Raw genomic sequence first — 10,355 nt, forward strand, 5'->3', positions numbered from 1 at the left:
CCTGCGTGGTCCGCCGTCGGTGAGACAGGACCTGGGGCGCCCGGAATCACCGCGCGGTACCCAGTACGGGAAAGAGCCCGGCGCGGCGCTACTTCGTCGGCTTCTTGCCGGTGATGCCCAGATGCACCAACAGTGCGAGATTCGGCTTGAGTTCGGCCTGCTTGACGCCCCAGGTCGTAAAGCCCTTCTGGTGCGAGGCGACCGCGGCCAGCATCGCGACCAGCGAGCCCGCCATCGCGGCGGCGCTCACGTCCTTGTCGACCTTGCCCTTGGCCTGGAGCTCCTTCACCGAATCCGTGAGGGAGTTGGTGACCGAGTTCAGGATCTTCATGCGGATCTTGTAGAACCGCTTGTCGCCCTCGGCCGCCCCGAGGTCGACCACGCGCAGGATCGCGTCGTGATGTCGCCAGAAGTCGAGGAATCCCTCGACGAGTTCTTCTGCGGCCTGCCAGCCGGCCTTGCCGACCCAGGAGCGGCCTGCGACCAGTTCGGTCAACCCGGCGCCCTCCTTGGCCATTTCTTCGGCGATTTCGAGGACGGCGCCCTCGACGTCGGGGAAGTATTGGTAGAACGTCGCGGGTGAAGTCCCCGCCTTCCGGGCCACGTCGATGACTTTGACGTCCCGGTACGGCGAGGAACTGAGCATCTCGCTGAGGCAGTCGAGCAGCTTCTGCCGCGTCGCCTGTCCGCGTCGACCGGCCACGCGGCCGTCGACGGTGCGCACTTGTCCTGTCATGCCGTCAGCTTACCGAGGGGGGGTGGGAGCGCGATTCGGCCGACTGCAAATGGGGAGCGCCGCAGACGGGGCGGGGGGAGTGGCCGGATATCGACGGACGCGCCCCGCAAGGCGATAAGTCTTATCAACAGCCTGTGGATAACTTCCGTGGATAACTTTCCGTGACGCCGCGAGCAACGAAGTCCTCTGTCGAAAATTAGTTCGATACGGACACCTCGGGGCGCGTTGCGTGCCGCCGCCGGTTACGTTTGCCGTGACGAGCGTCACTCACCGCGTACGACCGTGACGGAAGGACCCGGGCCCATGGCCGCATTCGCGCGATCCGCGCCGTGCTGGGTGGATGTGCAGCTCCCCGACCTCGAAGCGGGAAAGCGCTTCTACGGCGAGCTGTTCGGCTGGACCTTCCGGGCCGGCGACGGCCCGTACGCGGACGCCTTCAGCGACGGGAAGCTCGTCGCCGCACTCGTCGCCAAGCAGGACGGCCGGATGCCCACCGCGTGGGGCGTCTACTTCGCCACCGACGACATCGTCGCGACCGTCGCCCGGATCAGGGAGGCCGGCGGTCAGGTGATCACCGACCCCGTGCGGGCCGGCCGGGCCGGAGCGCTCGCCCAGGCGGCCGACCCCGGCGGAGCGGTCTTCGGGCTCTGGCAGGCCGGTGAACGCGAGGGCTTCCAGAAGCAGAACGAACCGGTTTCCTTCTGCTGGACCGAGGTGTACACCCGCGAGAAGGATCGCGTCGACGCCTTCTACGAGGAGGTCTTCGGCTTCCAGGGCACCGACCTCTACACCTCGGGCGCCCACGAGCCCGGCGCCTCCGAGCCCGGCACTCCCGAACCCGAGGCCTCCGAGCCAGGCGCCCCCGAACCCGAGGCCTCTGAGCCAGGCGCCCCCGAACCCCGCGCCCCCGAACCCCGTGCCTCCGAACCCCGTGCCTCCGAACCCGGCGTCGACTTCCGCATGTGGTCCCCGGCGGGCACCGAACCAGGACCGGACACCGCGATCGGCGGGCGCAGCGTCATCACCGACGCCTTCCCGGCCGAGATGCCCAGCTACTTCCTGAGCTACTTCGCCGTCGAGGACTGCAACGCCACCGCCGGACACGCCGTGCGCCTCGGCGGCCGCATCTCCGCGCCGCCGTTCGACATCCCGTACGGACGGATGGCGGTCCTCCAGGACGACCAGGGTGCCGTATTCGCCGTACTTCAGCCCCCTGTGTCCGGGAAGAGGGCAGAGTGAGCTATGACACCCCGGTCGGCCCCCGGGTTCGCAACCAGGGGCTCAGCCAGGAACAATCGGGGTGCGCACCGCCGGGTGGTGCCCAGTGGTGAGACGCCGTACAGGGCGGGTTTTCGCGGGCTTCTGTTCCTGAGGCCCGTACGGGGAGGTGGCAGGGCAAGTGGTGGAGCAGCTGACGCAGCACGACCCGAGACGGATCGGCCCGTTCGAGGTGCTGGGACGGCTCGGGGCCGGTGGCATGGGGCTGGTCTATCTCGCCCGCTCGGCTTCGGGCCGACGGGTGGCGATCAAGACGGTACGTACGGAGCTCGCCGAGGACCAGCTGTTCCGGGTCCGCTTCACGCGTGAGGTGGAGGCCGCCCGGGCCGTCAGCGGCTTCTACACGGCCGCGGTGGTGGACGCCGATCCGCGGGCCGCCGTGCCGTGGCTGGCCACCGCCTATGTGCCCGCACCGTCGCTCGAAGAGATAGTGAATGAGTGCGGGCCCATGCCGGTCCAGGCGGTGCGCTGGCTGGCCGCCGGTATCGCCGAGGCGCTCCAGTCCATCCACGGTGCGGGCCTCGTCCACCGCGACATGAAGCCGTCGAACGTGCTCGTCGTCGAGGACGGCCCGCGGGTGATCGACTTCGGGATCGCGTCCGGGGTCTCCAACACCCGGCTGACCATGACGAACGTCGCTGTCGGCACGCCCGCGTACATGTCGCCCGAGCAGGCGCGGGACTCGCGCAGCGTCACCGGCGCCAGCGATGTCTTCTCGCTCGGCTCGACGCTGGTCTTCGCCGCCACCGGCCATGCGCCGTTCCACGGCGCCAACCCCGTCGAGACGGTCTTCATGCTGCTGCGCGAGGGCCCCGACCTGGAGGGCCTGCCCGACGAACTGCGGCCGCTGATCGAGTCCTGCATGCAGATGGACGCCGGGCTGCGGCCCACCCCTGCCGACCTGCAGGCTCAGCTCGCCCCGCACCTCTTCGCCTCCGGCGGCGACGACAGCGGTACGGCCTCGGCCTGGCTGCCCACCTCCGCGACCGCGATGATCGAGCAGCGCCGCGGCGGCGGCCGCATGGCTCCCGCTCCGGCTCCGGCTCCCGCTCCGGCTCCCGCACCCGCCCCGGCCCCCGTGCCGCCGCCGCCCCAGCAGCCGCCCGGCGCCGGCCGGGACACCGCCTGGCGCGGCGGCGCCGATCTGCGCTCCCCGGCCGCCGCTCCGGCCCGGCTGACCGACGGGGGCGGCCCGGTACGGCTGCCCGGTGCGAAGGTGCCGATCGGCCCCGGCCCGCGCGCCCAGGACGTCCGGGCCGCCGCCACGGCCACTGCGGACGCCGGCCCCGCGACCGGCTGGGTGCGCCCGCCCGCCGGGGTGAACGGCGCGGCCCCCGCCGCCCCGCCCGCCCCCCTGCCCGGGCCCGCGCACACCCCCGAGTCCGCGCCCCCGGACCCCGACCGCTGGCGACCCTGGCGGTTCCGGATGTCCAACGACGTCTGGGGGACGCCCGTCGTCGCCGGGGACCTCCTCTACGTCACGTCGTTCGAGGTGCACGCCCTGGACGTCGGCAACGGGAGGCGTCAGTTCAAGACCCGGGACGTGGCCTGGGTGATGGCCGTCGAGGGCGGCCTCATCCACGCCTCCGACGGGCCGTCGCTGTACGCCCTGGACGCGGCGACCGGCGCCGAACGTTGGCGGCTGCAGACCGACGCCTGGGTGTACTCCCTCAAGGCCGACCGCGGCACCGTCGTCACCGGCACCCGGGGCGGTGGCGTCCAGGCGTGGGAGGCGTCCACGGGCGAGAAGCTGTGGGGGAGCGGCGGCGTTCAGACCGACTTCGAGACTCCGGAGGCCGGGCCCGTGATCCACGACGGCACGGTCTACCTCTGGCAGGACGCCCGACTGCGCGCCGTCGACGCCCGTACCGGCGTCGAGCGCTGGTCGTACCCCATCGGCGACGCCGCCTCCTGCGGCGGAGTGCCGGTCCGGGTGGCCTCGGCGGCGGACGGCTTCGTGTACGTCAGCGCCGGGGCCCGGGTCCTGGCTGTCGACATGGTGTCCGGCCATGTCCGCTGGCACTTCGAGTCGCCCGCGGTCTTCCTCTCCGCGCCCGCGTTCGCGCCGGGGCCCGCCGTCACCGGCGGCGGTGTGTACCTGGCCGACTACCTCGGCACGGTGTACGCACTCGACGCCGCGACCGGCAAGGACCGCTGGCGCATCGCCACGGAGGCCCGGCAGTCGATCGAACCGGTCCTGGTGGCGGCCGGGAACGTCCACGTCGGCAGCGGCAGCGCGCTGTACACGCTCGACGCGGTGACCGGCACCCCGAAGTGGCGGTTCGCGGCGGGCGGCGAGGTGGTGGGGGCCCCGGTGGTCGCCGACGGCCGGGTCCACTTCGGTTCCGCCGACCACGTCCTGTACACCCTGGACGCTGCGGGCGGCCAGCTCCGCTGGAAGCTGGCGACGGGCGGCGAGATCACGGGTTCGCCGGTGGCACGGGGAGGCGTCGTCTACGCGTGCAGCAAGGACCGTTGCGTGTACGCGCTGGACGCCCTGAAGGGAACGGGCACAGGCAACCGGGCCCGGGCATAGCGCCTCGGGGCGTCGTACGCCTCAGGGGCGCGGAGGCAGGTGGGTGTCGGGGTCGTCGTCCGGCACGGAGGGGTACTCAGCCGTGTCCTGGTCCTCCGGCCGGCTCGCCGTCCGCCGACCCTCCGGCCGGTCCTTCGCCTGCCCACCCTCCGTCTGCCGGCCCTCCGGAGGCGGCCCCGTGTACAGGTCCGGCTCGGGCTCCGGCAACGGACTCGTCTGCACGGAAGGCCCCGGCTCCTGCGTCGGCGGCCACATGTCCGGGTTCTCCGAACCGGGCGCGGCGTACGGCTGGTCATGACCCCCGCCGACAGGCCGCCGCCCGCCACCGCGCCGTCCCGACATCACCAATGCGCCCAGCAGCATCAGCACCGCGCCAACCGTCGCCTCCGCGGCTCCCCACCGCAGCCCGGACCCGTCGCCCGAGACCGTCAGACTGCCCACCGCCTCCCCCTGGCGGACCATCCACAGCACGGTGAACCCGAGCGTCACCACACCCGCGACCGCCACCAGCAGCCGCGACCGCAGCACCACGCCGACCACCGTCAGCAGAGCGGCGAAAAGGAAGACGACCAGAATCGAACCGAGCGGTCCGGGGCGGCTGCCGGTGATGCCGGTGAACAGCTCGTCGATCCGGTAGTGACGCCCGAGACGGCCGTCGTACCACTGACGGAAGGGGCTCAGCACGGCGGCCGCCGCTCCCAGGAGAGCGAGGAAGGAGCCGAGGACATTGCGGATCATCATCGGCCTCCTGCGTGTGCGCGGACCGGCGTCACGGGTCTGTACCGCTACCGCCCCCGACGCTACGCCCGGCCTTTGGCCCCCGCATCCTTGCGCTACGGTGTCGCGCGGTCGTTCGACAACAACAGAAGTCCGGCAGCGGCAGAAGAGCTCAGCAACAGCAGAAGAGCTCGACACCGGCAGCGACGGACAACAACTCAAGGGGGGCTGCATCGATGATGCGGCAGCACATAAGGCTTTCCGCGGTCCTGGTCGTGGTGGTACTCGCACTCACCGGCTTCTCGACCTCCAGCCACAGTGGCCGAAGCGGCAAGAGCAAGGGATCGAGCGGCAGCAGCAGCGGCGGCGGATGCTCCAACTCCAAGAAGAGCAACGGCGGCTACCACCGCAGCGACTACGACGACAACAACGACGACGGCTACGACTCGTCGAGCGGCTCCTCCGGCTACGAGACACCGGCCCCGAGCGCCTCGGACGTGCCCCAGGCGTACGTCGTCCGCTGCGCCCAGCCCCGCAAGGGCAAGCGCAAGGCCGTCACGACCTCCACCGTCAGGCTCACGGCGGAGGCCCTCGGCTCACACATGTACGACGTCGACGTGGCCTTCCTCGACGCGCAGGGCAACACCATCGACCGCGGTGAGGCGAGCGTGGAGGCCGAGGGCGGCGAGACGAAGACCGTCTCCGTACGGATGGACAGCCCGCGCAAGGTCTCCAAGGTGAAGACGTGCCGGGTGGAGGCCGAGCTGAGTTACTGACCTCAGCGCAGCCGGAAGCCGCCGGCGCCCCGCCCCCGGAACAGCTCGGCCTGCCGCTCCGGCGCCAGGTTTCCGAGCGCGATCAGGTGCGGGGCGTGCGCCATGGCCTGCGCCCTGGCCGCCTCCCTCGCGGACCACACCGCCCGGACCGTCCCCTGCACACCCTCCGTCGGGTACGAGGCGATCACCGCCGCCGCCCGCAGCGCTGCCGCCACGGCGCCGCCGGGCGCCGTCACCTCACTGACCAGCCCGGTCTCGTACGCCCGCCGGGCCGTGACCCGCTCGGCCGTACCCATCAGGGACATCCGGGCCACCTCGCCGAACGGCATCCGCTGCGCCATGGAGATCGCCTCGTACGCGCTGACCATGCCGTACGTGGTGTGCGGGTCGAAGAACGTCGCCTCCTCGGACGCGATGACGAACTCCGCCTCGCCCAGCAGATAGAACGCCCCGCCGCAGGCCATCCCCTCCACGGCCGCGATCACCGGCTTCCACAGGTCGTTCGCCTTCGGCCCGATCGCGATCAGCGGATCGTCGATCGTGTACGGGGACGAGGGCTGCGGCACCGTCACGCCCCGGTCGATCCCCGTACAGAAGGCCCGCCCGCCCGCCCCGGTGACGACGACGGCCCGCACCCCGTCGTCGAAGCGGAACGCCCGCCAGACGGCGGTCAGTTCGGCGGCCGTCGCCAGGTCTATCGCGTTGTGCCTCTCGGGCCGGTCCAGAGTGACGAGCGCGACCCCGGTCTCCTTGTCCGTCTCCGTCCGCAGCGTCATCGCCGGTCACCTCTCCAGCAGCCAGCGCACCAGCGTCACCCCGGACCCGGACGGGCAGAACACCGCCCGCACCGGCGCCCCGATCCGCAGCCGCCCCGGATCGACCGAGTCCAGCGGGGCGTCCGGACCGCTCACCACGTTCCCGACCAGCCGGATCTCCGGGGCGTCGGCCAGCTCGACCACGACGGCGTTGTACGGGGCCTGCGCCGCGTACGCGGGCAGCAGCGGCGGATGCGGCAGCACGTACGACCAGATCCGGCCGCGTCCGCTCATCGGCCGCCACTGGCTCGCGAAGGACTGGCAGTGCGGGCAGCACGGCCGCGGCGGGAAGCGGAGTCGTCCGCACTCCGGGGCGGCGCACGCCTGGACGCGGAGTTCGCCGCGGGCCGCGTACTCCCAGAAGGGGGCGCCGTCCTCGTCCACGACGGGCATCAGCAGAGCATCCATGTCGGCTCATCAACTCCTCAGCAGTACGGCGGAGGTGGGCACACCCTCCCCGGCGGTGACCAGGCACGTACCGGCGTCCGGGACCTGGGCGGTGGAGACGCCGCGCAGCTGCTTCACGCCCTCGTTGATCAGGTTGAAGCCGTGCACGTACGCCTCGCTGAGCCCGCCGCCGCCGGTATTGATCGGCAGCCGCCCGCCGCTCTCCAGCGCCCCGCCCTCGGTGAACGCGGCGCCCTCGCCGCGCCCGCAGAAGCCGTAACCCTCCAGCGAGAGCGGAATGAGCGGGGTGAACGCGTCGTAGATCTGGGCGACGTCCACGTCGTCGGGGCCGAAGTCGGCCTGCTTCCACAGCTGCCGGGCGGCAGTCCAGGCGGGGCCGGTGAGCGGGTCGTCGTTCCAGTAATTGACCATGCCGTGGTGCTGGGCGGGCAGCCCCTGGGCGACGGAGTGGATGTAGACGGGCTTCTGCCGGCAGTCGCGGGCCCGCTCCGCCGAGACGATGACGCAGGCCAGCGCGCCGTCCGTCTCCAGGCAGTTGTCGAAGAGGCACAGCGGCTCGCTGATCCAGCGCGAGGTCATATACATGTCGCGGGTCAGTGGCCGCTCGTACATCACCGCGTCCGGGTTCTGGTTGGCGCGGTTGCGGCAGGCGAGGGCGACGTTGAAGAGATGGTCGCGGGTCGCCCCGTACTCGTGCATGTACCGCCGCGCCAGCATCCCGATCTCGTCGGCCGGCCGCAGCAGTCCGTACGGTCGGGTCCACTGGGCGGGGGTGGGCAGTTGCACGGCGGTGTTCTTCCAGGGCCGGGGCCCCGATCCCCGCTTGCGCGACCGCCAGGCGACACCGACACTCGCCTGCCCGGTCGCCACGGCCGCGGCGAGATGCGCGATCGTCGCGCACGAACCGCCGCCCCCGTACCCCACCTTGCTGAAGAAGGTGACATCGCCCGCACCGATGGCTTTGGCGATCTCGACCTCGTCGGTCTCCTCCATCGTGTACGAGGCGAAGGCGTCCACCTCCGAGGCCGCGATGCCCGCGTCGTCGAGCGCCGCGACGATGGCCCGGCAGGCCAAGGTCTTCTCGGACTCGGGGAGTTGTTTCGCGAAGACCGTCTGCCCTATGCCGGCTATCGCTGTCACGTCCTTGAGTGCCGCCACCGCCACCTCCGAGACCGTCATGACTGCTGACAGCGGCTGAGGCTACAGCTAATCTGACGGATAGTCAGCTACTGCGTCAGAGAGGGCGACCGATGCGCGGCGACGAGGAGTGGGGCAGCATCCCGGAGCTGGTGCGCGCGGCGGCGCGGCGGTACGGCGATCGGGAGGCGGTCGTCGAGGGCCGGACCCGGATCTCGTACGCCGAACTCGGCGATCGCGTCGAACGGGCCGCCGCCGCCTGTATCGCCTCGGGCGTCGAGCCGGGGGACCGGGTCGCGGTCTGGGCCCCGAACACCCTGGACTGGATCGTCTCCGCGCTCGGTGCCGTTACGGCCGGGGCGATCCTGGTCCCCCTCAACACCCGCTTCAAGGGCACGGAGGCGGCGTACATCCTGCAGCGCAGCCGGGCGAAACTCCTCTTCGTCACGGGCACCTTCCTCGGCACGTCGTACGTGGCGTCCCTGCGCCGGGCCGACGTACCGCTTCCGGACCTGGAACGGGTGGTGGTGCTGGCGGACAGCGCCCCGGACGACTACGTCACCTGGAAGGACTTCCTGGCCGCGGGGGAGGGGGTGTCGCCGGAGGCGGTACGGATCCGGGCCGCCGCCATCGCCCCCTCGGCCCCCTCCGACATCATCTACACCTCGGGAACCACCGGCCGGCCCAAGGGCGCGGTCATCACCCATGCCCAGACCCTGCGCTGCTACGCGATCTGGAGCGAGCTGGCGGATCTGCGTGAGGGGGACCGCTATCTGATCGTGAACCCCTTCTTCCACACCTTCGGCTACAAGGCGGGCATCATCGCGTGCCTGATGCGGGGCGCGACGATGGTCCCGCAACCGGTGTTCAACGTCGACACGGTCCTGGCCAACATCGCCGCCGAACGCATCTCGGTCCTGCCGGGCCCGCCGACCCTCCACCAGTCCCTCCTGGACCACCCGGCCCGGGACGCCCACGACCTTTCCGCCCTCCGCCTGGTCGTGACGGGCGCGGCGGTCGTTCCCCTCCAACTGGTGGAACGCCTGCGCGCGGAACTCGGCATAGCGACGGTCCTCACCGCGTACGGCCTCTCCGAGGCGAGCGGCATCGTCACGATGTGCCGCCGCGGTGACCCGGCGCGGACGATCGCCTCGACATCCGGCCGGGCGATCCCCGGCACGGAACTCCGTGTCCTGGCCCCCGCCCCCGGCACCCCCGGCGAGGTCCTGGTCCGCGGCTTCAACGTGATGCGCGGCTACTTCGAGGACCCGGAGACCACGGCCGCCACGATCACCTCCGACGGCTGGCTCCACACGGGCGACGTGGGCGTCCTCGACGCGGACGGCAACCTCCGGATCACCGACCGGATCAAGGACATGTTCATCGTCGGCGGCTTCAACGCGTACCCCGCCGAGATCGAACAACTCCTGGGCCTGCACCCGGATGTGGCCGACGTGGCGGTCATCGGCATCCCCGACCCCCGCCTGGGCGAGGTCGGCAAGGCCTACGCGGTACGCAGACCGGGCGCGACGCTGACGGCCGACGACCTGATCGCCTGGTCGAGGCGGGAAATGGCGAACTACAAGGTCCCCAGAGCGGTGGAGTTCGTGGACGAACTGCCGCGCAACGCGAGCGGCAAGGTGGTGAAGGGGGAGCTGCGGGGGCGGGGGGCCTGACGGGTGAGGCCGCTCAAGCCGAAGGCCAAGGTGTCACCTGGAGCACGTAGATGCACTGGTGTCGGATGATGGTGAGGTAGAGGGACATTCCGCCCGGTACGAATGCGGTCTGCACGCCGTTGCCGGCCCCCTGAAACGATGTCCCGTCGAGATGCGGCGCGGACGCGGCCCTTACGAGCTCATCGGCGCGCTTCTCGACCTCTGAGGCAAAGACAGGTGGCGGCGTCGTGGGGGCTGTGCGGGACGGGTACGCAGAGGGGCCCGAGTGGTGACTCG

9 protein-coding genes are annotated in these 10,355 nt (G+C 71.4%); 4 read left to right on the forward strand and 5 right to left on the reverse strand.

Going from position 1 to position 10,355, the window contains the following annotated elements:
* Positions 1-88 precede the first annotated feature (88 nt).
* Complete coding sequence (locus ACFU8Q_RS34255) at positions 89-736, reverse strand: TetR family transcriptional regulator (protein WP_384461863.1); 648 nt, start codon at positions 734-736, stop codon at positions 89-91.
* A 303-nt stretch (positions 737-1,039) separates the two neighbouring features.
* Here ACFU8Q_RS34255 and ACFU8Q_RS34260 point away from each other — a divergent pair, with 303 nt between their 5' ends.
* Positions 1,040-1,975, forward strand: a complete 936-nt coding sequence (locus ACFU8Q_RS34260; RefSeq protein WP_384461866.1) for a VOC family protein — start codon at positions 1,040-1,042, stop codon at positions 1,973-1,975.
* Positions 1,976-2,138: 163 nt separating this feature from the next.
* Complete coding sequence (locus ACFU8Q_RS34265) at positions 2,139-4,550, forward strand: PQQ-binding-like beta-propeller repeat protein (RefSeq protein WP_384461880.1); 2,412 nt, start codon at positions 2,139-2,141, stop codon at positions 4,548-4,550.
* A gap of 21 nt (positions 4,551-4,571) precedes the next feature.
* On the opposite strand, the gene ACFU8Q_RS34270 is transcribed toward ACFU8Q_RS34265, so the two are convergent.
* Complete coding sequence (locus tag ACFU8Q_RS34270) at positions 4,572-5,288, reverse strand: hypothetical protein (RefSeq protein WP_384461883.1); 717 nt, start codon at positions 5,286-5,288, stop codon at positions 4,572-4,574.
* Positions 5,289-5,503: 215 nt separating this feature from the next.
* Between ACFU8Q_RS34270 and ACFU8Q_RS34275 the strand changes: the two genes are divergently transcribed.
* Positions 5,504-6,043, forward strand: a complete 540-nt coding sequence (locus ACFU8Q_RS34275; protein ID WP_384461869.1) for a hypothetical protein — start codon at positions 5,504-5,506, stop codon at positions 6,041-6,043.
* 2 nt (positions 6,044-6,045) lie between these two features.
* Here the strand turns inward: ACFU8Q_RS34275 and ACFU8Q_RS34280 are convergent, their stop codons facing one another.
* From ACFU8Q_RS34280 to ACFU8Q_RS34290, 3 genes are read right to left on the reverse strand one after another with little or no spacing between them, the layout of a single operon-like run.
* Complete coding sequence (locus ACFU8Q_RS34280; RefSeq protein WP_384461872.1) at positions 6,046-6,819, reverse strand: enoyl-CoA hydratase/isomerase family protein; 774 nt, start codon at positions 6,817-6,819, stop codon at positions 6,046-6,048.
* A gap of 6 nt (positions 6,820-6,825) precedes the next feature.
* Positions 6,826-7,266 carry a Zn-ribbon domain-containing OB-fold protein gene (locus ACFU8Q_RS34285; RefSeq protein WP_384461874.1) on the reverse strand — a complete coding sequence of 147 codons (441 nt, stop codon included), beginning with the start codon at positions 7,264-7,266 and terminating at the stop codon, positions 6,826-6,828.
* A gap of 9 nt (positions 7,267-7,275) precedes the next feature.
* Positions 7,276-8,424, reverse strand: coding sequence for a lipid-transfer protein (locus ACFU8Q_RS34290; protein ID WP_384461886.1), 1,149 nt, complete (start codon positions 8,422-8,424; stop codon positions 7,276-7,278).
* A gap of 92 nt (positions 8,425-8,516) precedes the next feature.
* Here ACFU8Q_RS34290 and ACFU8Q_RS34295 point away from each other — a divergent pair, with 92 nt between their 5' ends.
* A complete protein-coding gene (locus ACFU8Q_RS34295; RefSeq protein ID WP_384461877.1) occupies positions 8,517-10,079 on the forward strand; it encodes a FadD3 family acyl-CoA ligase in 1,563 nt (520 codons plus the stop codon).
* Positions 10,080-10,355 lie beyond the last annotated feature (276 nt).

The sequence above is a fragment of the Streptomyces sp. NPDC057543 genome (genome assembly GCF_042801895.1).
Classification (GTDB): Bacteria; Actinomycetota; Actinomycetes; order Streptomycetales; family Streptomycetaceae; genus Streptomyces.